General features: G+C 49.1%; 25 protein-coding genes. 5 read left to right on the plus strand and 20 right to left on the minus strand.

Features of this window, described 5'->3' with window-relative positions; translation table 11 throughout:
- From FP827_09195 to FP827_09215, 5 genes are all read left to right on the plus strand, one after another.
- Positions 1 to 143 (plus strand): cell wall metabolism sensor histidine kinase WalK (locus FP827_09195; protein ID MBA3053240.1); only part of this gene is annotated, 143 nt, incomplete at its 5' end.
- Positions 144 to 146: 3 nt separating this feature from the next.
- Complete coding sequence (locus FP827_09200; GenBank protein ID MBA3053241.1) at positions 147 to 914, plus strand: response regulator; 768 nt, start codon at positions 147 to 149, stop codon at positions 912 to 914.
- Positions 898 to 2,601, plus strand: a complete 1,704-nt coding sequence (locus tag FP827_09205; GenBank protein ID MBA3053242.1) for a type II/IV secretion system protein — start codon at positions 898 to 900, stop codon at positions 2,599 to 2,601. The genes FP827_09200 and FP827_09205 overlap by 17 nt, the downstream gene beginning before the upstream one ends.
- Before the next feature lie 11 nt (positions 2,602 to 2,612).
- The gene (locus FP827_09210; GenBank protein ID MBA3053243.1) at positions 2,613 to 3,542 is read left to right on the plus strand and encodes a response regulator; all 930 of its coding nucleotides are present in this window, start codon (positions 2,613 to 2,615) and stop codon (positions 3,540 to 3,542) included.
- A 69-nt stretch (positions 3,543 to 3,611) separates the two neighbouring features.
- On the plus strand, positions 3,612 to 4,478 hold the full coding sequence (locus FP827_09215; GenBank protein MBA3053244.1) for a hypothetical protein: 867 nt from the start codon (positions 3,612 to 3,614) through the stop codon (positions 4,476 to 4,478).
- On the opposite strand, the gene FP827_09220 is transcribed toward FP827_09215, so the two are convergent.
- The 20 genes from FP827_09220 to FP827_09315 all read right to left on the minus strand — a co-directional run bounded on the left by FP827_09220 (position 4,475) and on the right by FP827_09315 (position 21,304).
- Positions 4,475 to 5,431 (minus strand): sodium:calcium antiporter, encoded by a 957-nt coding sequence (locus FP827_09220; protein MBA3053245.1) that lies wholly within the window; start codon positions 5,429 to 5,431, stop codon positions 4,475 to 4,477. The genes FP827_09215 and FP827_09220 overlap by 4 nt on opposite strands.
- Entirely contained in the window at positions 5,428 to 5,853 is a 426-nt protein-coding gene (locus tag FP827_09225; GenBank protein MBA3053246.1) for a hypothetical protein, read from the minus strand. The genes FP827_09220 and FP827_09225 overlap by 4 nt, the downstream gene beginning before the upstream one ends.
- Positions 5,850 to 6,830, minus strand: a complete 981-nt coding sequence (locus FP827_09230) for a MoxR family ATPase (GenBank protein MBA3053247.1) — start codon at positions 6,828 to 6,830, stop codon at positions 5,850 to 5,852. Before FP827_09230 ends, FP827_09225 begins: the two co-directional genes overlap by 4 nt.
- Positions 6,831 to 6,835: 5 nt before the next feature.
- On the minus strand, positions 6,836 to 8,521 hold the full coding sequence (gene ptsP, locus FP827_09235) for a phosphoenolpyruvate--protein phosphotransferase (protein MBA3053248.1): 1,686 nt from the start codon (positions 8,519 to 8,521) through the stop codon (positions 6,836 to 6,838).
- Between the two features lie 66 nt (positions 8,522 to 8,587).
- Positions 8,588 to 8,860 carry an HPr family phosphocarrier protein gene (locus FP827_09240; GenBank protein MBA3053249.1) on the minus strand — a complete coding sequence of 91 codons (273 nt, stop codon included), beginning with the start codon at positions 8,858 to 8,860 and terminating at the stop codon, positions 8,588 to 8,590.
- The gene (locus tag FP827_09245) at positions 8,841 to 9,614 is read right to left on the minus strand and encodes a PTS system mannose/fructose/sorbose family transporter subunit IID (GenBank protein ID MBA3053250.1); all 774 of its coding nucleotides are present in this window, start codon (positions 9,612 to 9,614) and stop codon (positions 8,841 to 8,843) included. The genes FP827_09240 and FP827_09245 overlap by 20 nt, the downstream gene beginning before the upstream one ends.
- Entirely contained in the window at positions 9,605 to 10,315 is a 711-nt protein-coding gene (locus FP827_09250; GenBank protein MBA3053251.1) for a PTS sugar transporter subunit IIC, read from the minus strand. Before FP827_09250 ends, FP827_09245 begins: the two co-directional genes overlap by 10 nt.
- Positions 10,225 to 12,312 (minus strand): DUF1926 domain-containing protein, encoded by a 2,088-nt coding sequence (locus FP827_09255; protein MBA3053252.1) that lies wholly within the window; start codon positions 12,310 to 12,312, stop codon positions 10,225 to 10,227. Before FP827_09255 ends, FP827_09250 begins: the two co-directional genes overlap by 91 nt.
- A complete protein-coding gene (locus FP827_09260) occupies positions 12,305 to 12,835 on the minus strand; it encodes a PTS sugar transporter subunit IIB (GenBank protein MBA3053253.1) in 531 nt (176 codons plus the stop codon). Before FP827_09260 ends, FP827_09255 begins: the two co-directional genes overlap by 8 nt.
- Complete coding sequence (locus tag FP827_09265; protein MBA3053254.1) at positions 12,832 to 13,266, minus strand: PTS sugar transporter subunit IIA; 435 nt, start codon at positions 13,264 to 13,266, stop codon at positions 12,832 to 12,834. The genes FP827_09260 and FP827_09265 overlap by 4 nt, the downstream gene beginning before the upstream one ends.
- The gene (gene rapZ, locus FP827_09270; protein ID MBA3053255.1) at positions 13,260 to 14,135 is read right to left on the minus strand and encodes an RNase adapter RapZ; all 876 of its coding nucleotides are present in this window, start codon (positions 14,133 to 14,135) and stop codon (positions 13,260 to 13,262) included. The genes FP827_09265 and rapZ overlap by 7 nt, the downstream gene beginning before the upstream one ends.
- A complete protein-coding gene (locus FP827_09275) occupies positions 14,132 to 14,593 on the minus strand; it encodes a PTS sugar transporter subunit IIA (GenBank protein MBA3053256.1) in 462 nt (153 codons plus the stop codon). The genes rapZ and FP827_09275 overlap by 4 nt, the downstream gene beginning before the upstream one ends.
- Positions 14,594 to 14,596: 3 nt before the next feature.
- Positions 14,597 to 15,088, minus strand: a complete 492-nt coding sequence (locus FP827_09280) for an HPF/RaiA family ribosome-associated protein (protein MBA3053257.1) — start codon at positions 15,086 to 15,088, stop codon at positions 14,597 to 14,599.
- Positions 15,089 to 15,215: 127 nt separating this feature from the next.
- On the minus strand, positions 15,216 to 15,941 hold the full coding sequence (gene lptB / locus FP827_09285) for an LPS export ABC transporter ATP-binding protein (GenBank protein ID MBA3053258.1): 726 nt from the start codon (positions 15,939 to 15,941) through the stop codon (positions 15,216 to 15,218).
- The gene (locus FP827_09290; GenBank protein ID MBA3053259.1) at positions 15,916 to 16,551 is read right to left on the minus strand and encodes a hypothetical protein; all 636 of its coding nucleotides are present in this window, start codon (positions 16,549 to 16,551) and stop codon (positions 15,916 to 15,918) included. Before FP827_09290 ends, lptB begins: the two co-directional genes overlap by 26 nt.
- Positions 16,552 to 16,628: 77 nt before the next feature.
- Positions 16,629 to 17,132, minus strand: a complete 504-nt coding sequence (lptC, locus tag FP827_09295; protein ID MBA3053260.1) for an LPS export ABC transporter periplasmic protein LptC — start codon at positions 17,130 to 17,132, stop codon at positions 16,629 to 16,631.
- Positions 17,099 to 17,635: an HAD-IIIA family hydrolase gene (locus FP827_09300; protein MBA3053261.1), complete on the minus strand. Its 537-nt coding sequence runs from the start codon at positions 17,633 to 17,635 to the stop codon at positions 17,099 to 17,101. The genes lptC and FP827_09300 overlap by 34 nt, the downstream gene beginning before the upstream one ends.
- Positions 17,636 to 17,652: 17 nt before the next feature.
- Positions 17,653 to 18,927, minus strand: coding sequence for an adenosylhomocysteinase (locus FP827_09305; protein MBA3053262.1), 1,275 nt, complete (start codon positions 18,925 to 18,927; stop codon positions 17,653 to 17,655).
- 77 nt (positions 18,928 to 19,004) lie between these two features.
- Positions 19,005 to 20,240: a methionine adenosyltransferase gene (locus FP827_09310; protein ID MBA3053263.1), complete on the minus strand. Its 1,236-nt coding sequence runs from the start codon at positions 20,238 to 20,240 to the stop codon at positions 19,005 to 19,007.
- A complete protein-coding gene (locus FP827_09315) occupies positions 20,237 to 21,304 on the minus strand; it encodes an NDP-sugar synthase (GenBank protein ID MBA3053264.1) in 1,068 nt (355 codons plus the stop codon). The genes FP827_09310 and FP827_09315 overlap by 4 nt, the downstream gene beginning before the upstream one ends.
- Between the last annotated feature and the right edge of the window lie 11 nt (positions 21,305 to 21,315).

Genomic DNA, 21,315 nt, shown 5'->3' on the forward strand with positions numbered 1-21,315 from the left:
ACATTTCAAAAAAATGCAGGGGGTCCGGGCTGGGGCTCGCGATAACACGGGGAATACTATCCCAGCATAAGGGCGAAATATGGGCAGAATCGGAACTTGGGCGCGGAAGCACATTTATTTTTACGCTGCCTGCAAATAATTAACTTATGAACGAAAAAATACTTGTAGTTGACGACGAAGAAAATATAGTTGACCTCATAAACGCGACTCTGTCCGCGGGGGGTTATTATGTAATCACCGCTTCCGATGGAAAAGACGGCCTGGAAAAAGCCGTTAAGGAGCGCCCCGATCTCATCCTCATGGACGTCCGTATGCCGGTTATGGACGGATTTACGGCCTGTAAAAATATACGAGCTAATCCCGTGACAGCGAAGATCCCGGTTATCTTCCTTACCGCCTCAACACAAAAAGGGGCTAACGAGAATGCCCAAAAATCCGGCGCCGACCACTTCCTGACTAAACCGTTTGACCCTATTGAGCTCACGGAATTCATAGACACTATACTGCATAAACCTTTAGTTAAAAATAAACTCCTGATCATTGATGACGACCCCTCCATCCGTGAAGCGGTTAAAATTTATTTTGAGCATTCGGGGTTTGAGATCATTACAGCCGCAAACAGCGATGAAGCGATGAAAACCATACATTATACCCCGCCGGCGATTATTATTTCGGACATACTGATGCCCGGCATTGACGGATACCAGCTATGCAAAAAACTCAAAGACTCTGCCGAAACAGAGAATATTCCCTTGATACTCCTGACATCCCGTTCAAACGCTATGGATGAGCTCAAGGGCTTTGAAAGCGGCGCTGACTCTTATGTGGCGAAACCATTTGACCTTCAATATCTGGGGGAAGAAGTGAACCGGTTACTAAAAAAGGAGTTGTTAAAAAATGACAAAACAAAATAAGTATGAAGTGACAGATTCAAATATGATCTCCGAACTTCTGCTTGAAGCCGGCCTAATTACCTCAAAACAGATGTCTGAATCTGTAAGCGCGAATATCAATTCAAACGAACCTGTAGAGAATACGATGCTGCGCCTTGGTGTTATCAAAAAAAAAGATATTGCCGCAGTTTTGGAAAAACACTATGCTCTTCCCTTTGCTGATATAGCGGGTGTAAACAACAATATTATTAACATAATCCCTGAAAAATTTCTGAAAAAATACAGGGTGATCCCCGTTGAACTTAACGCCAATATATTGACGCTGGCAATGGTAAGCCCGGGGAATGTGACAGCGATTGACGATATTCAGATGCTGACGGGCTATAAAATCGATCCGAGAGTAATGCTCCTAAGCGCCTTTCATGAAATCATGGACAGATATTATCCGGCGGATGAAGTGGCAAATATAATCTCTGAATTTGAAATACCCGAAGGGCTCGATGGTAAAAAAACACTGCCTCAGGAATTCCCCGGAACGGCAGATATTGAAACGCCTGTGATAAAACTCATCAACACGCTTATCACGACCGGAATAAAACTGAGAGCGAGTGATATACATATTGAACCTCAGGAAAAAGAAATAATCGTCCGTTACCGCATAGACGGGATTCTCAGGACCGTCCAGATACTCCCTAAACAAATACAACTTCATGTTATATCGCGGATCAAAATCATGAGCGATATGAATATCGCGGAACGGCGTTTACCGCAGGACGGTCAGATCAGCATAGCTTTTTTAAACCGGAATGTTGACCTGCGTGTCTCTTCTCTGCCTGGAAACTACGGTGAAAAACTTGTATTGAGAATCCTGGATAAATCTTCTTTTATTCTGGGATTCCCGCAGCTTGGTATATCTCCGGATATACAGAGCAGGATAGAGCAGATACTGCAGGAGCCTGATGGTATGATCATAATGACCGGTCCTACCGGGAGCGGAAAGACAACAACTCTCTACGCAATGATAAACTACCTGAAATCACCTTCAAAAAACATCATAACTCTTGAGGATCCTATAGAGTATGAGCTGCTTGCCGGAAAATCAAGGGAAGCGGGAATAACGCAGGTCCAGGTTAAAAGCAGCATAGGTTTAACATTCGCCGCAGGACTTCGCGCGGCGCTGCGCCAGGATCCTGACGTCATTCTGGTGGGAGAAATGAGAGATACGGAAACCGCGGAAATTGCAATGCGCTCGGCGCTGACCGGTCATCTTGTTCTGACTACGCTCCACACATTAAACTCTTTTGAAACAATCACGCGCCTAAAAGATATGGGTATTGAATTATACCTGATATCCTCATGCATCAGATGTATAATCGCGCAGCGGCTGATACGTCTGCTATGCCCCCGCTGCAAAGTCGCCTATACCCCTCCTCTGCGGCTGATAGAGCGGCTGGGTTTTACAACCGATACTCTTTATAAAGCCAAAGGCTGCGATTACTGCGGTCATTCCGGATATTACGGAAGAGCCGGTATATATGAATTGCTTGCAATCACTGACAAAATCAAGGATCTTATAATCTCAAATTCCCCGGTAAGCGCCATAAAAGAGGAAGCGGTAAAAACAGGGACAAGAACTCTCTGGGAAGAAGCTGTCACCCTTGTCCGGGACGGCAAAACCTCAATAACTGAAGTGATGCGGGCATTGTAGATTTTTCTTGAATGGATAATAAAAAAATTTTTGTCATAGACGATGATCCTCACATTGTCGAGTTGCTTCAAGTCGGACTTGAAAATGCCGGCTATACTGTTTTATCGGATTCCGATGGATCTTCGGCAGTAGCGGGAGTCAAAACTAAAAAACCCGACCTTATAATTCTGGATTTAATGCTTCCCGGGATGAACGGATATGATATCTGCGCCTGCTTAAAGGAAAAAGAAGATACTGCCCTTATTCCGATCATAATACTTTCGGCCAAGGACACCCCCCCGGATAAAATAACCGCGCTGAAGCTTGGCGCTGACGAGTACGTAACAAAACCATTTGATATTGACGAAATGGTTACGCGGGTCAATACCCTGTTAACCAGGACAGAGTATTTTTTGGACGCCAATCCGCTGACACGCCTTCCCGGCAACACCACCATCATGCGCGAGGCCGGACGCCGGCTGAAACTTAATGAACCGTTCGCCTTCATTTATGTTGATATCAACAACTTCAAGGCATTCAATGACAACTACGGTTTTGACAGGGGAGATGAAGCTATAAAAACAACCGCAGCAATACTGCGGAATTCCGCAGATGAGCACAATTTTGCCGGACACATCGGCGGCGATGATTTTATTTTTATATGCAGCCCTGAAAACGCTGAGAAATCCTGCTTGGCCATTATAAGAGATTTCGACAGCAGTATTCAGGGACTTTACAATCAAGAAGATCTGGAAAGAGGGTATATAATATCCAAAGACAGGCTGGGAACGGAACAGAAGTTTCCGGTGATGACACTGTCTATAGGAGCTGTGATCCAGGATGACTACACAAATCCCGTGCGCTACGGCAATATAGTGGATACCGCCACACAGATGAAAAAATTCGCCAAAATGAATAACCCCGGAAGTAAAAGTTACTACGCTTTCAACAAAAGGAAGTAAATTTTAGCGACTTATAAATTGACAATTTCCTTCTTATCTTGGTATTCTTTCAGCAGGGGAGGTTGATGGATGCTGTTTAACAAAGTCCGTTTCTGTCTTGCGAAAGGCGAACTTATCCGCGAAGTGGAATGCGCCGTCTGCAAAATACCGCCGGCAAAACGCTACGACAGGCGCATGGAAGAAAGGCGCTCGGGCGCCAATTCCGAGGAAAGAGACCTCCGCACAGGAAAAGACCACCGCAGAAGAAGGCACCCTCTCTGCCCCGGCCTTTTCAGGATATCCCTCTTAAAAATATTCTACTCATTTTTCAAAACGCCCTATGCCGGCATTTTCATCATAATCGCCGCCTTAGCGGCCCTTATGTTCGGCGCGGCGCAGCACTTTGATCTTCTCCGTAAACCGGAGAAAAAACCGGCCGTCGCGGCCATCTCCGAGGAAGACGCCCGGAAACGCTTCCTGGATTTCGCCATGCAGGAACAGAGCGGCTTCACAAAATATTCGGGAAAAAACAAATACTCGATACAGCTTGTCCTGACGGCGAATAAAATAATAAGCGGTTTTCTTGAGAAATTCTCAAAGCTTCCCGAGAGCGTGCCAGGCGGAGTGGTTGACGACATGTTTATGGATTCTTATGCTTTCTACTTTAACGGGGCAAATGTCCTTTTTGAGAATTATTTTTATGTTGGGGACGCTCAGATCCCCCAGCTGATGCGGCGGCTGGAGCTCCTGCTGATGGAGGCGGAGAATCTTTTTGAAGACTGGGAGAAAGTCAACTCGCGGCTGCCGGATTACGCCAACAGCCATATTCACGCCGTTTACACCCGGAAAATCTCCAATTCCCTGGCTCTGTTCAAAAGCAACATAACAAAACTGAAATCGGGCAACATCATCAAGGAGCCTCTCGTCATACCGGCCCTTGATATAAAGAAACTTTAACGCCAGCCGCCGCGGACATTAGCAAACAGATAAGCGCAGTATGTCGCGAAAAGAACAAGGGATTTTACGCGTGACGGGATTTTCTTATCCCATAGAAAAAAACATATTTCGCCCAGAAAAAGGGCGAGCCAGCCGAAAAAAAATACGGAATTATCCATCTCTATAGGCCTGATAAGAGCCGACAAACCTATGAGAAAATAAAGGTTCAGCGCCTGTGAGCCCACGAGATCCCCCACGGCGAGGCCCCATTCGCCTTTCCTCATGGCCGTCAGAGATGTGATGATTTCCGGCAGCGAGGTGCCCACGGCTATGATGGTAAGGCCTATTATGAATTCCGAAATACCCGCCAGGCGCGCGACCTGGGATGAAGATGCCACCACCACTTTACAGCAGGCGATAAGGACTGCCAGCGAAAGCGTAAAACGCAGAAATGCTTTTCCGACGGCGCGGTCCGGCACGGCGACCGAAAAAAGTTTCCCGTTGATTATAGCCGTCAGATAAAAATAAGCGGCCATGAGCAAAAGCATTATTATTCCCGCCGTCCGGCCGATGCTGTTTTTAAGGAGAAATATCATGCTGAAAGCTCCGGCGCCGAGAAACAGGAAATTGAGCGCTATAAAAATATTATTGACCGCCGCCCTATCCACGCCGGAAGCTTTTTTTATGCCTCTGTCATACAACCAGAATATAACCGCCATGGCGATTCCGGTATTGGCGGCGATGGATCCGGCCGCGTTGCCGAGCACGATCTCCGGATGAGAAGACAGGGACGCCATGAGGGTGACAAAGATCTCCGGAGCTGATGTCCCTATACCCACAAGCACCACTCCTATAAAAACAGGGGGGATGCCGTAATGACGGGCTATGACGCTCGAGCTGACGACAAGAGTATCGGCCGCCTTAAGAACAAAGAAGAAACAGATAACTGTTAAAGCCAGATAGGCGAATATCATCCGGCTTCTTTCCAGAGTTTTTCGGCTTCTTTTATTTTATCTTCCGCCTTTTTAACATAAACCGAGCGCGGCGGCTGAAAAGATTCTATGACGGTCTGAAACCAGTAATAGGCATTCTTCGCGTCGTTATCTTCCATTTTTATTTTATACTGCATCCGCAGGGATTCTTCCAGGAGCTCTCTGTCTTCGGATGAACTGATTTTTGATTTTGACTTTTCAAGCCACAGATCAAGGGCCTCTTTTTTAACGGCAGGATCCTCATGCCATTTCAAATACTTCATCCCCTCAAGATAAGCGCTTCGCGCGCGGAGCGTCACATCAACAAAGGCCGAGATATTGAGAAAAAGCCATACGCCTGCGGCCGCCATGATAACTCCGGCGGCCTTCCGTGCCGACAAAGATCGCCTGGCCGGGCCGGTCATTTCTCCGGCGCCCTCTCAAGCATGTTTTTTATTATATCATCCGTGCTGATGCCTTCGGCCTCGGCGCTGAAATTGACGATGAGGCGGTGCCGCAAAACAGGATACGCCACGGCCTTTATATCGCCCGCTTCCACAGAAAAACGCCCGTCCAGCGCGGCGTTGATCTTTCCCGCAAGCACAAGGGACTGGGACGCCCTGGGCCCCGCTCCCCAGGAAAGCCATTTGATGATTTCAGGGTCTCCGTCCGGATGCCGGCTCATTTTCACCAGATCGACCGCGTATTCAAGCGCGCTTGAAGGAACGGGTATTTTTCTGACGAATTCCTGGATATCCCTGATCTCATCTCCCGATATCACTGTCTTGAGTTTTACGTTTTCCGGAGATGTCGTGCGCAGGACTATTTCCCTCTCTTCAATTTCCGTCGGGTAGTATATGTTTATCTGCGTAAAAAATCTGTCGAGCTGCGCCTCGGGAAGAGGATAAGTGCCCTCCTGTTCAATGGGATTCTGTGTGCCTATGACAAAAAACGGCTCGTCCAGCTTATAGGTTTTTCCTGCGGCCGTTACCTGATGCTCCTGCATCGCCTCAAGAAGAGCCGCCTGCGTTTTCGGCGGCGTGCGGTTGATCTCGTCGGCAAGAATGATGTTGGCGAAAACCGGGCCTTTTATAAATCTGAAATTCTTTCTCCCTGAATTCACGTTCTCCTCTATCACGTCGGTACCCGCTATATCGGAAGGCATCAGGTCGGGCGTAAATTGTATCCTGGAAAATTTGAGGTCCAGCGCCTGGGCCAGAGACGACACCATCATCGTCTTGGCCAGCCCCGGCACGCCGACAATAAGGGAATGCCCGCGGGCGAAAAGAGACGTCAGGAGCTGTTTGATGACACTTTCCTGTCCGACAATGACCTTAGAGAGTTCTCCGCGGATGAGCGCGAATTTGTCAGCTATTAATTTTACTTTTTCGGTATCCCTCATAAAAACTATTGTGAAAAGGAGCCCGCGATGAATTTGTCGGCGAAGTCCTGCGCTTCCCTCGCGGAAGTCGTTCTTATTATTTTCTTGATTTTCGGTATGGCTATAGCCGACATGCTGAACGTGTCGAGCCCCATGCCCATGAGTATTTTTGTAAAGGCGGGGTCGGAGGCCATCTCGCCGCACAGGGCGACGGATTTTTGCTTTTTGTGCGCGGAGTCTATCACGAATTTTATCAGCCTCATGAGCGCCGGATTTCCCTGTTCATACACATAATCCACATTCTCATTCATCCTGTCGGCGGCGAAAGTGTACTGGATGAGATCATTTGTCCCGATGCTGAGAAAATCGGCTTCCTCCGCTATCAGATCGGCCGCCACGGCCGCCGCCGGCACCTCTATCATGGCGCCGACCTCGACGCGCCCGTTGAAAGGAACACCTTCCTTTTCCAGCTCTCTCTTGGCCTCGCTGATTATCGTCTTCACTTTTTTAATCTCGGAAACATTCGTTATCATGGGTATCATTATCTTCAGATTCCCGGCCTCGGATGCGCGAAGCAGCGCTCTTATCTGGGTTTTGAATATCTCCGGGATCTTAAAACACAGGCGTATGGACCTGAGGCCCATCATAGGATTCTGCTCCGGGGGCAGCTTGACGGCATCCGAGAGCTTATCCGCCCCCAGATCAATGGTTCTGATTATCACCGGGTACGGAAGCATTTTCTCGCAAACGGTTTTATACTGCGCATACTGTTCATCTTCTCCGGGAAGTGCCTCAGAGTTTATAAACATGTACTCGCTCCGGTAAAGGCCTATTCCCTCCGCGCCGTAAGCGAGAGCCGTGGCTATTTCCTCAGCTATCTCTATATTCGCCTCAATGCCGAAAGTCACCCCGTCCGTGCTGACAGCCGGCAGATCCATGAGTTTCTGTAAAGAATGCTGTTCATCCTGATAGCGCTTTCTTTCCCTTTTATAATTTATCACGGTTTCCTCGTCGGGATCCGTAATGACTATACCGTTTTCGCCGTCCACGATAATATCCTGCCCGGGTTCGGCAATAACCGAAAAATCCCTCAGGCCCGTAACCGCGGGTATTTCCAGGGCCCTCGCCACAATGGCGGTGTGCGAGGTTTTTCCGCCGATATCCGTTACAAAAGCCCTGATATTGTTACTTTTCATGTGCGCCGTGTCCGATGGCGTTATGTTATAAGCGACAAGCACCGAATCGGGGGGGATGTCTCCCCAGAGGACCTTGTCGTCCATATCCATAAGGTGGGACATGACCCTTCTCCCCAGCTCTGAAACATCGCGCGCGCGTTCCTTTAAATAATCGTTTTTTATTTTTTTAAATTCCGAGATTATTTTGTTGAGCTGCATCGAGAACGCGAACTCCGCGTTCACTCTCTGGTCTTTTATAAGCGTTTCTGTTTCATTTATCAGCATTTTGTCCTCAAGGAATAGACGGTAGCCCTCGAATATGCTGCTTTTCTTGCTGCTGAGCGCTTTTTTGACTTTGTCCTCGACCGAGATCATCTCTTTGCGGGTATCATCCACCGCCTTTCTGAAACGCGAAATCTCGGGCTTTACTTCATTCGGCAGGATGCTCCTGCGATGCACCTTGTGGGCCGCTCTCTTGAGCGAATATACCCTGCCTATCGCTATACCCGGTGAAAGAGCCATGCCTTTATAAACCATATTTTTTACTCCCCAAAATGCCGCCTCAAGATTAATCCTTCTGTCCGGCGGATTTTGCCGGTCCCGTCATTCCCCAAAATTCTCTTCCACTAATTTATCAAATGCGCGCGCAAGTTCCAAGGAATCGGCCCCCTGTATCCGCACGGAGATCTCGTCACCCTTGCTGATGCCGAGAGTGAGGAGCCCCAGAGGCGAATCAAAAGAGATCTCTTCGCCGTCCTTGCCTATGAACAGTTTACTCTCAAATTTTTCAGACAACTTTGATATTGTGAGCGCCGTCCTCACATGCACCCCTGCATCCAGCCGGATGACATATTTTCTAATAACAGAATCTTGCAAATAGCCCCCCCGCGATAAGAACGGCGTAAAAAAGAACGGTCGCGGGCACCTTTTTTATGAAAAGCGCCACTATGATGAAAACCACCGGATACGCTGTTTTCAGCATAACGGACGGTCCCGCGCCCAGGAAACCCCGCACCAGAAGGAACACGGCCATAACAATAGCCGTTATCCTCATATACACAAAACTTTTCTGCAGCTTTCCGGTGAAGAGGCCCTCAAAAACCTGATCCTCGAGTTTATAGCCGTCTTCAAGGCCGCAATATCTCAGATATAAGTGGACAGAACTGTAAAAAATAAAAGCCGCCGCGGGGCCTATCCACATAAGAGCTATATTTTTTGAAAAAAGGATTATAAAAAACACGCCTATCACGGCGGCAAAGGGCCTGAGCGTCCCCCATATTTGCGACTCGCCGAAAGCGGCTATGGGCCCGCCAAGGATCTTTTTGATGCCGACTATGCGGGCGAGTTCATCATCCGAATCCGTAGCGGCATATCTTTCCTCGGCCGCGCAGACAGCGCCTATGATATAGGAGGCGTAATACGGGTGCGTGTTAAAGAAATCCAAATGCCTGGTATAAGCGTTTTTTCTCTCATTCGGAACAGGATACAGAAAATCCAGGGCGGGCTTTATAGTATAGAGAAAACCCGCGTTCTGCATACCCTTGAAATTCCACAGAGCCTGCAGCAAAAATGACCTGAAAAACACTTTTTTCAGCACACCTTTAGAAATTAATATTTTTTCTACTTCCATTTCAGAAACATCTCAAAAAGCTGCGCGAAACACAAAATATAAATAAACCTCATGACGATTTCACTGCCGCGCGTAATATCCATGACGCGCCAGTATCCTTCCGGCAACGCTGTGACAAGCGCATAGGCGGCAAGAAAAAAAGCGGCGCTTATAAAAAATTTCCGTATCACGGCATAAAATATTTCCCGGTCAACGGAGACGAAATCACCCCTGATTATCTTTACCCTGACCGCGTCAACAATGCCCGCATTGGACGCGCGCAATCTGATCTCAGCCATTTTGTACAATATACCGCAGGGAACGCTCACCGCAAGAGCCGGGATAACGGCTGAAATATTATCAATGCCGAGATTCCGCGCGGCAGTCGCGGCGGCTGCGCTGGCCAGAACAGCCGTCAGCGTGCTGTCCGGCGGCACGGAATCGCCTATGGGAATAACCCTGACCCATATAAGCTCGACACACAAGCCCGCTATAAAACCGACATACGGATTACCAAGGCACAAGCCCGCTATCGGCCCGGCGATCAAAGGCCGCGAATACATAAATTGGCCGACGAGAACAGTATCACATGATAAGACACCGAAGATCACGGCCAAACAAAGGATTTCTGTCACAGTGTTTTCACCACAATGTTCCTCTCGGCGCTTTCTCCCGGCCGCAAAAAGATCTCTTCGCGGAATGTGAGAGATGTTCCCTGATATATTTTTTTCAGTCCGTCTTCAAGCCTGCAGACGGTATAGACGGGAAACATCCACACCCGGGCTGGGGAGGAATAAGAGAATTCCATTGTCACGCCGTATTTATCATCCCTCAGCGACACTTTATCCGAGGGCGTGTCCAGGAAAGCATCGCACTTTTCTTCCTTGCCGGATACGATAAAAATCGCCGTTCTCGGAGAGGACGGCGATAAATTCATCTCCGTGCCAGGATAAAAGTGCAGCGCCCTGTCCGAATTGTTTTTGATCCTGTAATTATAGACAATCGTAAAATTCTCCCGCAGTGAGAATTTTTTCTCCACTGACACGAGCGCGAAATAATCCCCGCACCACACATGGCCGGACCTGAGGAAAGCCAGTTCCCCCGGGCCCGCTTCGCCTGAGTGCGCAAACACCTGATTGACAAAATCCCCCTGTTCGCCATAAGCGCTTTTAGCAAAAGCAGAAAGCCGCGTGTTGTTCTGGAAAAAATGAGTGATAAAAGAATTTCTGTCATACCAGTCATAAAAAATATCTTTTATACTGACCGCGTCGGCGCCAGCCGTAGAAGGAACACTCTCGGACACTCCGGCGGACGCGGAAAGCCCCGCGGGCTTCAGCTCTTCATGATAGACCTCTCTGCGGCGGCGGATCACAAAACCCATGTTGTGGCAACTCTTGTATTGAGAAAATTCCGACACCGAGGCGCCAAGCTCCGGAAGCACGCGAAGGCAGTATTCGCCGTTGCAGAGCTGTATCTCACGATAGCCCGAATAACCCGCCCCGTCATTGGCGACAATCGCTCCGCCCGAGAGCCTGATAAGTATTTTCTGGCATTTAAGGAGTTCGTGAAAAATAGCCGCCCGGAGATGCCTCATGTAAATGCCGCCGAAAATACCATGCCAGTACGCGCAGTTGCATTGAGCGCGGAAAAGGCACTTCTGCATTTCTTCAAACTCCGGAGCATCGCGGTGAAAATCTATTTTTCTGGACAAACACAGCATTTTCTTGTGCATCATATCGCTTTCGGGATATTTCACGAGCATATTCCTGAAAAAACCGCCGCGGATAAACTGCATCCAGTCCTCAGCGCGGTTCGCGGATTTAACCGCGTCTAAGACGGGGCTGTATTTGAGGCCGGACTCATAGGGCATGGACCAGCGGCCCATTTCTGAATATGAAGCGCAGGGAAGATATATCAGGCCATCGGACGGATAAGAATCCATATAGCTCGAGAACCCTGTCGTAGCGAAATCACCGTCGTCCTGGGCCTTCTCAAGGGCCGTAAAGAATTTCCGCAGCCATTTATTCACATACACATGTTCATACGAACCGTGCCAGACGCCGAATTTCTCCACATCATCCATCATGATCTTCAGGCCGCCGCCGGCCTCTTCTCCCATTTTTTTGATAAGCTTCACGACTTCATCTGGCGGCGCATAGGGCATTCTGTAACGCAGGCTCTCAAGGATCGGAAAAACATTGAGCTTAAACCCCTCGTGCTCAGTCGTGTAATAACCGTGCAGCTTGTCGTCCATCCATCCTGCGGCGCGGAAATGAGTGTCATCCAGAAGAGTGTATTCCATCCCGGTCATAGCCAGGGGCTTGGCCAGGTAAGCTTCCCATACCCTTTCGGGCAGCCACATGCCTCTGGGCGTGGTGCCGAAAAGTTTCTTCAGATAGAGCGAATACAGCATTATCTGCTCTCTTATATCGCTCTCTGTTATAAGGGGCAGAATGGCCTCGTAAAAAGGCCCGCCCAGCAATTCCACCTGGCCCGTTTTTATCATGCCGGACAGCAATTCTATGAATTCCGGATGATTTTCGCTGATCCATTCAAGAAGAGAGCCGCTGATGTGCACATTCATTATTATTTTAGGGAACTGCTGAAGCTCCTTAAAAAAGGGCTCGTAGGATTTTTTGTAGCAATCCTCTATGACGCTATGGTGATTCCCCACCGGCTGATGGCAGTGCACGCCGAACGCGAACAGAGAATTATTCATCGGTGTTCCCGGGCGCTTTCACATTGCCGCCTTCCAACAGCGCCGCTATGGAAATTTTTTCGTTGGAAGGCAGCGCCTGAGCGTATATCTCCACATCACTTTCAATCAAAACCTTGATCTGTTCTCTTTCACGCTCATCCAGATAAACCGCCTTAGTCAGCAGCGTTTTTGAATCCGTAAAATTTATAAGACCCAGATTCACCGGGGGCAGTTTCGGCGCCGGCAGCCGTGAGCCGAGAAGACATCCGTAGAAACGGCTGAGCATGTCCACTGACTGCAAAAGAATAAAAAACCTCTTGGAAGACGCGCTTATCTCCGTCCAGCGCGCGGCAGCCTCTGTAATAGACAAAACCTCCAGATCGATCTCCGGCGGCAGCGCGAATCTCAGTATTTTCTTTTCAAAAGGGCTTTCTCGTATAAAATCATCTATAATCAGCACCTCGTCTGCCATTATGAGTTTCAGCCAGCCCTCCACTATCTGGCCGTGGATGAGCCTTGAATCAATCCTCAGCGACTTTATCAATTCTCCTCCTTGCGTTCATTGCGGGCAGAGGCGGGAACTTCCGAGAACTTAGCGCAGACATTTTCTATGGAATCCCTGGCCGCCTTAATAACATCGGCGCATAATTCATCCGGCGGCATTTTTTCTTTTTTGATCATGATCTCTATCAGCATCGGAAGGTTCACCCCGGATATTATCCACACGTTGTTTTCCGCGATAAAATGACAGGCGCAGTTGCAGGGCGAGCCGCCGAGAAAATCCGTGAGGATGAAAATATTGTCCCCCTTGTGCCTGTCCAGAATTTTGCCTAAGCCCACCACAAGTTCGCCCGTAGATTGCTGACGTTTAAACTCCAGGGCATACACACCCTCCACGGGGCCCAGCAGATCCTCGGCGCTTTTTAAAAAATGCGAGGCCAGGTCACCGTGCGCGGCTATAATCACTCTCACCATATACGCTGCCCCGTGTCGCGGTGAAAAATTTTGACTTCATATTTTCCATCAAGCTTTTTTTTCAGATCCCCTGCGAAAACAACCGACCTGTGCCGGCCGCCCGTACAACCCGTCCCTATCGTCAGGAAAGCTTTTCCCGTTTTCTTATACGCTGGAATTATGAGTTTCAAAAAACGCGCCGCGGAATTAAGCGATTTGCCGTACAGCGGATCTTTCCTGACGAATGACGCCACCCGGGCGGAACGCCCCGTCAGGGAACGCAAGCGCGGGTCATAATTGGGATTGGGCAGATACCGCAGGTCATAAATCATATCCGCTTCAGGAGGCAGTCCGTATTTGTAACCAAAACTCATCAATATAAGGGTAAAAGCCCCGGCGAAAAAACCGAGTTTGCCTTTAATCGCGTTTTTGAGTTGCCATGGATTCAGATCCGAGGTATCAATAATGAGATCCGCCTCCGCGCGAAGCGGCGCGAGGCATTTCAGCTCATCTTCAAGCGCGGATACTATGCTCTGTCCGGCGCGGGCAAACGGCGGCTTGCGCCGGTTTTCCATGAATCTTCTGACAAGCACGTCCATTCTGCTTTCAAGGAATATCACTTTAAGAGACTTGTTCTTTTCAAGCAGTTTGATAAACAGATCAAAATGCTCTTTCTCTCTTATATCCACACCCACTGCAATGCGCTTTGACGCGAGAGCCTGATCGCTAAAACATTGATCCATCATTCCGACAGGCAGATTGTCTATGCAGAAATAACCCGCGTCCTGCAGGAATTTAAGCGCCAGCGTCTTGCCGGCTCCGGAAACGCCCGTGATGATCACTGTGTTTTCACAGACACGCGGAAAACGGGCAGCGCGCCTTTTTTTCATTGTTCTGTTTTTTTAAGAATGTCCATAACCTCTTTTCCGTTTTTAGCCGCCGCGAGGGCCCTGCGGAAATAAGGATCGTTCAAATTCCGGGCGAGTAAGGAAAGGGCCTTTATGTATTCCTCACCGGCTTTTTCCGGGCCTATCAAAAGGAATATTATGTTGACCGGACCGCCGTCAAGAGAATTAAATTCGACACCTGTCTCGGAATTGGTGAAAACGAAGCTTATGTTTTTGACGCCCTTGATTTTAACGTGCGGCAGAGCAACGCCCTGGCCTATGCCCGTGGAACCGAGCGCTTCCCTTTTAAGCACGGCTTTACAAACCGGAGCGACGGATTTTTTCGGGATAATCTTATTTTCCGCGAGGATCTGAACGAGCTCCTCTATCACCTTTTTCTTGGAAACAGCGCCCGTGCGGGGTTTTAGAAGAGAAACTTTTGTATAATCGCTGAATTTCATGTTTTACTCTTCAAAAACGGGGTGCGCCACGCACATCTCGCCGTCCTCCTTACGGTAAAGGGCCGTAAAAACACCCGTTTCCCTGTCGACAAAAAGCCAAAAATTATAATTACGGCTGGTCATTTTATCGGTGGCTTCCTGACGGGACATGGGGGATATCCTGACTTTCCTTATTCTTTCTGCAGGCGCTGGCGCTGCGGGCTCGGAGATGCGGCGCTGGCCTGATTTCTTTTCTTTCAGGCGCGCGAGCTTTTCCTTGCACACATCTCTCATCTTATCAACCGCCGCATAGGCGTCAAGGGCGGAGCATTTGATTTTCAACGTCGCGCCATGGACATCTCTGCCGAGGAACTGGACGGAGGATGAAGTTTTCTCCCGTGACACCGTGATCGTCACATCGTCCAGAGAAAATTTTTTTTCAATGCCGTCCATTTTTAAATGGACATGTTTTTCGAACGCCGCTGTCAGTTTAAAATTTTTTACAACTACTTTCACATTGCCCTCCTGTGCGTATTCTTAACAATTTCCTGCCATTTTTTCAATTGCCTGTCAAAAATCCGGTCATTCCTCAAAATTCTGCCTCAAAATTAATCCTTCTGTCCGGCAGATTTTGATGGTCCGGTCATTCCTCAAAATTCCTCCCTAAATATATTTCTTTCGCTTTTTCGGAATCTATGAGTTCGCGGCTTGTGCCGTGCAGCAGTATGCTGCCCTCGCAGATCAGATAAGCGCGATCTATAATCTTCAGGGTATCCCTGACATTGTGGTCGGTTATCAGTATCCCTATATTTTTTTCTTTCAGTTTTATCACAAGTTTTTTAAGGTCGTCCACCGCGATAGGATCTATACCCACAAAAGGCTCGTCCAGCAAAAGAAAAGACGGATTTGTCAGAAGCACCCTGGCTATCTCTACCCTTCTTTTTTCACCTCCGGAAAGGCTCGCGGCGAGTGTGCCCGCGCAGGAAACAATACCCATCTCTTCCATCAGGGCGTCTATCTTTTCTTCCCGAAGCCGGCGGTCACTGTAAATAAACTCCGCCACCGCCCGGAGATTCTCCCGGGCGCTGAGACCCCTGAATATGGATGGTTCCTGAGCGAGATAACCCAGTCCTAACCTCGCTCTCTTAAAGAGGGGGAGCGCGGAGACATCTTCGCCTGATAAAATGATCTGACCGGATGTGGGGCTTATAATACCTGTGACGGAATAAAATATCGTCGTCTTGCCAGCGCCGTTAGGGCCGAGGAGGCCGACAACTTCTCTGCGCTTCACGGAAATATCAACACCGCGCACAGCTTTTTTCTTACCGTAATTTTTTACAAGATTAAGGGTTTTCAGCATTTTTAGGATAAAAGACGCCGGTCACATCTCCTTTAAATTCGTATTCCTCACTTTCAAAACTCATTTTAATATAATTCGCGTCGGCGTTCCATGGGGACCGGCCGGCTACGGGAGCATTTTGAGCGTCGCCTACCGGGGGCTCAAAATAATCAAGGCGCGCGTTTCCCCTCATCTCCGTAACAGTAGGGGAACAATCGAGCGTATCCGAAAAACCCGAAAGCTTTTCGCCCTTTATTGTAACAGGTTTCCCTGTTAAATGAAACTGCTTATTCGGAATATTCCCGCTGAAAGAAGAACAATTTATCGTGTAAATATCCTTTGTCGCGGTTGTTGACACATTCACCACGAAGTCGGATTTATCCGGCGAAAAAACCGCGCCCGAAGCTTCCTCGTAAAAAAGTTTTTCCGTGGCAAAACTCATATCGCCTCTACCGGAATTGAATATGTCGCCGGACACGGCGCCGGAGGCAAAAATCTTGTTTTTTTTCTTATCCAGTTTCAGATAACGGGAACGCCCCTTAAAATCGTCTCTTTCAAAAACGACATTTTTTCTGAATTCCGCCACCTCGCCTCTCTCCAGATAAACCAGTTTATCGGCGCGTATATGAAGTTCGCCCAAAGGGGCGGCCGCGCGACACAGGAGGGGGACGGCGGTTGACATTGTGACAATAGCCAAACCCAGAAGAGCCCGCCGCCTCATTCAGCCCGCGCGGAAGAAACAACTTCCGGATTCAGGATCTCCACTCTGTTCAGGTCCTTATCCGCGCGCAGGCCTGTGCCCGCTATAACGGCTTCCTCCGAAACCTGACGCACCTTATTATCCGTTACATACAGCTGCTGCTTCTCATCCCATTTAAGGTCATCCATATAAAGTTCTGTTTTGCCGGCGATGTCCTTAAAACAGACATTCCCCTCAAGCTCCAGAGCGGAGCCGTCTTCGCCGAAGGAAGCCCTGTCTGATCTCAGGAACATTTTCCCGTCGGCGCCGTAAAAAAATCCTGACGCCCCCGTAACGCTTATTTTGTCTTCTCTGACCAGTTTACTGCCGGTTATTTCCCACACCGGCTTACCCCCGCGGGTCCTGCGGGCCGTGAAGCCGTCCATGCTTTCGGATGACGAGAAACGGCTCTCCTTCTTTCCGCAGGCGAAAAGAAAAGCGCAGGCCGCTATAAGTCGTAATGCTCTAATGCTTCCCTCCATCTGCCCTGCGCTTTCAGGATCATCTCCGCGGTTTCTCTCAAAACACCGGCACCGCCGTCAAAAGAAGATACCGCGTCGCACAACTTTTTTATTTCCGCGGCGCCGTCAGCCGGGCAAACGGCAAAGCCCGCTCTTTTAAGAAGAGAGATATCAACGAGATCATCCCCTATATAGAGTATTTCATCATCCGTGACGCTGAATTGTTTTTTGACTTTTTCCCACACTTCCAGCTTGTCCTTTATCCCCAGATATATACCCTCTATCCCCATATCCTGCGCCACGCGCTGAACAGTCGGGGATTTCCTGCCGGATATCCAGCAAATGGGGTAACCGAGCCTTCTGAGAATATAAAAAGCTATCCTGTCTTTCACATTCCAGGATTTCAGCTCTTCCCCCGACTCAAGAAAAACAAGGCGCCCGTCGGTGAGAACGCCGTCGACATCCATGGCGAAAACTTTTATCTTTTCCGCTTTAGCGGCCGCGTCACCTACCAGTTCCGTCATCAACGCGTGATTCTTTTTCAGGTGCCCTCTGTCCAGGAAGTAAGATATTTCTTCTGCCGGGGCGTGAGCGTGTCTATCTTTATGCCCATGGCCTTGAGCTTGAGTGTCGCCACATTGTTCTCTATCTCTTCCGGGACATCATAAACGCGGGGCTTGAGCTTACCTTTGTTTTTTATGCAGAATTCCGTCGCAAGGGCCTGTGTGGCGAAACTCATATCCATCACGCTGGCGGGATGCCCTTCGGCAGCGGCAAGATTGATCAACCTGCCCTCGGCGAGGACATAAACCGATTTGCCGGAAGAAAGAACATACTCGTCAACAAAGTTCCTGACATTCTTTTTTATTTTCTTCGCTTTTTTAGCGAGGCCCTTCAGGTCCAGCTCAACATTAAAATGGCCCGAATTGCACACGATGGCGCCGGTTTTCATTTTAACGAAATGTTCCGGGCGTATGACGTCTATGTCTCCGGTGAGGGTGCAGAAAATATCGCCAACGAGCGCGGCCTCGGCCATTGTCATAACCCTCATCCCGTCCATCGCGGCTTCAATGGATTTTACGGGATCCACTTCCGTGACTATCACATTGGCTCCCATGCCTTTGGAGCGCATGGCGAAACCTTTGCCGCACCAGCCGTAGCCGGCGACAACGACATTTTTTCCGGCGAAGAGAGTGTCTGTCGCGCGTATTATACCGTCTATCGTTGACTGGCCCGTGCCGTAACGGTTATCAAAAAGATTCTTGGTGGCGGCGTCGTTCACGGCCACGATAGGGAATTTCAGGACATTGTCTTTTTCCATCGCCCTGAGGCGTATAACACCGGTTGTCGTCTCTTCCATTGAACCGAAGATCCTGTTGTGCAGTTCGGGATGCTTGGAAATTATGAGCGACACAAGGTCGGCGCCGTCATCCATCGTCACATTGGGTTTATGCGCTATGGCCGAACGCAGATGAGAATAATAACGCTTGTTATCTTCTCCCTTCACGGCAAAAACCGGTATCCCGTAATCCGCGACGAGAGAGGCCGCCACATCATCCTGGGTTGAAAGAGGATTTGAAGCGCACATAACAATATCCGCTCCGCCTTCTTTCAGGGTCCTGGCAAGATTCGCCGTTTCCGCGGTCACATGCAGGCACGCCGACATCTTAACGCCTTTGAGGGTTTTATTTTTCCTGAATTTCTCCCGTACCTGCGCCAGGACCGGCATATCTCCGTCGGCCCACTCTATCCTCTTTTTTCCGGCTTTCGCCAGTTTTAAATCCCTGACATCACAATTTTTCAATTTTGCCTCCATGTTTCCATGGGGACAGTCCGCCATCTACGACTCACCACGGCGAGCTTAAAGCTTCGTCCGTAATGGGGACAGTCCCCTTATATTCCAGCTTTCTTTTTAAGAAGCGTCACTTTATCCGTTTTCTCCCACGGGAATGTTTTCCCTTCGCTCTTTCTGCCGAAATGTCCGTATGCCGAGGTAACGCTGTAAATCGGGTGCCACAAATCGAGCATACCGACTATTCCCGACGGGGTCAACTGAAAGATATCCTCGTCCCTGACGAGTTTGATGATCTCTTCCTCGGGTATGACAGATGTGCCCTTGGTATCTATCCACACCGACATGGGCTCGGCCACTCCTATGGCATAGGAGAATTCTATAATGCATTTTTTCGCCAGGCCCGCGGCCACTATATTCTTGGCCACATACCTTGCGGCGTAAGAAGCCGAACGGTCAACCTTGGACGGATCCTTGCCCGAAAAAGCTCCGCCGCCGTGAGGGATCATGCCGCCGTAGGTATCCACAATGATCTTCCGGCCCGTCACGCCCGTATCCGACTGAGGCCCGCCGACGAGGAAAATACCCGTGGGATTGACAAAGCAGTCCTTCTTAAAATCCAGGCCTTTCAGCAGATCCGCGGGCAATGCGGCTTTGACCACTTTTTCTATTATCTCATCCCTCGCCGACTGCTTCATCACGCGGCATTCGCCTTTCTGCTCCACGACCTCGCTTGTGTGCTGGGAAGAAACCACGACCTTGGTTATCTTCACCGGCTTGTCGTCAACATACTTGACCGTCACCTGGCTCTTGCAGTCGGGGCCCAGATAGGGTATCTCTCTGCTGGCGCGCACTTCCTTGAATTTTCTGACAAGCGCGTGGGAAAACTCGAGCGGAGCCGGCATCAGATTATCCGTCTCATCGCAGGCGTAACCGAACATTATTCCCTGATCCCCTGCCCCGCCGCAGTCAACGCCCTGCGCTATATCCGGCGACTGCCCGCCTATCGCGTTGAGAATGGAACAGGTCTTATAATCAAAGCCGTATTCGGCTCCGGTATATCCTATTTCTATGAGCGCCTGTTTAACGATCTCTCTCACGTCCACCCAGGCATCCGTCGTGATCTCGCCGCCGACAATAACAAGCCCCAGCGAAATAAAGGTTTCGCAGGCACATCGGGATCCGCGCACGTCTCCCGTTTTCATCTTATAGGGCTTCAGTCCTTTTTTCTCGTCGTGTTTCAGAATAGCGTCCAGTACGCCGTCGGATATACGGTCACACACCTTATCGGGATGGCCGTCGCCGACGCTCTCAGAAGTAAACTCAAAATCTTTCATTTTCTGTCCTCCGTGTTTATCACCGTGCCCTCGTATAAAGTCAGATTCTCCTTTATCGCGGCACCGCTGTCTATAATACAATTCTTTATTTTCACGCCCCCATCAATCCGCGCATTATCCCAAATTATGGAATTTTTAACAACCGCTGACGGGCCTATTGTCGACCTGCGCCCTATCGTGACAAAAGGGCCTATTTTAGCGCCGTCGCATATTTCGGAATTCTCCCCGATAAGACAGGGACGGTAAAATTTAACATTTTTTCCAATTTTGACATTCTTCTCGCACCAGACGGATCTGTGCCTCTCCCTGCCCGGGATCTTTATATTCACCTTGCCGTCTAAAACATCCGCCACTGTCCTGCGGTAATCCGGAAGATTCCCCACATCGCACCAATAGGCGTCCGTGACATAACCGTAGATGGGCAGTTTGTTTTTCAAAAGCAGAGGCCAGAGGTCTCTGCCGAAATCAAAAAAATTATTTTTCGGTATGAACTTAAAGACATCCTGCTCAAAAATATATATCCCCGTGTTGACGGTGGCGTCGACAAAATCAGTGATACAGGGCTTTTCCATAAACTTTGTTATTTTTCCCGCAGGGTTTGTCAGCGTTATACCAAAAGGGAAAGTGCTCTCAACCTTTTTGAGCACCATTGTGGCCGCGGATTTTTTCTTCCGGTGAAAAGCGACGGCCTTCCTTATGTCTATATCCGTGAAACCGTCTCCGGATATAACCAGCAATGTGCCGGAGCCCTTAAAAAAACCCTCCACTTTTTTCAGCCCACCCGCATTACCGAGCAGTGTTTTCTCTAAAGAATATTCCATTGACACGCCCAGTTTTTTACCGGTGCCGAAATGTTTCCTGATCTTCCCAGCGTGAGTGTGCAAATTGCATATAAATTTCCTGAAACCCTGTTTTTGAAGATTACTGATGGAATGCTCCATCACAGGCCTGTTGACTATGGGTATGAGCGGTTTCGGTATTCTGTAGGTCAAAGGCCTTAAACGCGTACCAACTCCGGCGGCGAGCACCATCACCCTGATATCTGAATCTGTATTTTGTTTCAATTCATTCTCCT

This window comes from Candidatus Omnitrophota bacterium (assembly GCA_013791745.1).
GTDB lineage: Bacteria > CG03 > CG03 > CG03 > CG03 > CG03.

Excerpts from the sequence above, each read along its gene's own strand:
- FP827_09230 (MBA3053247.1), bottom strand. The coding sequence starts at position 6,830 with ATGAGGGATACCGAAAAAGTAAAATTAATAGCTGACAAATTCGCGCTC.
- FP827_09275 (MBA3053256.1), bottom strand. The coding sequence starts at position 14,593 with ATGAAATTCAGCGATTATACAAAAGTTTCTCTTCTAAAACCCCGCACG.
- FP827_09265 (MBA3053254.1), bottom strand. The coding sequence starts at position 13,266 with ATGGTGAGAGTGATTATAGCCGCGCACGGTGACCTGGCCTCGCATTTT.
- FP827_09305 (MBA3053262.1), bottom strand. The coding sequence starts at position 18,927 with ATGGAGGCAAAATTGAAAAATTGTGATGTCAGGGATTTAAAACTGGCG.
- FP827_09300 (MBA3053261.1), bottom strand. The coding sequence starts at position 17,635 with ATGACGGAACTGGTAGGTGACGCGGCCGCTAAAGCGGAAAAGATAAAA.
- FP827_09220 (MBA3053245.1), bottom strand. The coding sequence starts at position 5,431 with ATGATATTCGCCTATCTGGCTTTAACAGTTATCTGTTTCTTCTTTGTT.
- FP827_09225 (MBA3053246.1), bottom strand. The coding sequence starts at position 5,853 with ATGACCGGCCCGGCCAGGCGATCTTTGTCGGCACGGAAGGCCGCCGGA.
- FP827_09255 (MBA3053252.1), bottom strand. The coding sequence starts at position 12,312 with ATGAATAATTCTCTGTTCGCGTTCGGCGTGCACTGCCATCAGCCGGTG.
- FP827_09205 (MBA3053242.1), top strand. The coding sequence starts at position 898 with ATGACAAAACAAAATAAGTATGAAGTGACAGATTCAAATATGATCTCC.
- FP827_09200 (MBA3053241.1), top strand. The coding sequence starts at position 147 with ATGAACGAAAAAATACTTGTAGTTGACGACGAAGAAAATATAGTTGAC.
- FP827_09215 (MBA3053244.1), top strand. The coding sequence starts at position 3,612 with ATGCTGTTTAACAAAGTCCGTTTCTGTCTTGCGAAAGGCGAACTTATC.
- FP827_09210 (MBA3053243.1), top strand. The coding sequence starts at position 2,613 with ATGGATAATAAAAAAATTTTTGTCATAGACGATGATCCTCACATTGTC.
- ptsP (MBA3053248.1), bottom strand. The coding sequence starts at position 8,521 with ATGGTTTATAAAGGCATGGCTCTTTCACCGGGTATAGCGATAGGCAGG.
- rapZ (MBA3053255.1), bottom strand. The coding sequence starts at position 14,135 with ATGAAAAAAAGGCGCGCTGCCCGTTTTCCGCGTGTCTGTGAAAACACA.
- FP827_09245 (MBA3053250.1), bottom strand. The coding sequence starts at position 9,614 with ATGGAAGTAGAAAAAATATTAATTTCTAAAGGTGTGCTGAAAAAAGTG.
- FP827_09310 (MBA3053263.1), bottom strand. The coding sequence starts at position 20,240 with ATGAAAGATTTTGAGTTTACTTCTGAGAGCGTCGGCGACGGCCATCCC.
- lptC (MBA3053260.1), bottom strand. The coding sequence starts at position 17,132 with ATGGAGGGAAGCATTAGAGCATTACGACTTATAGCGGCCTGCGCTTTT.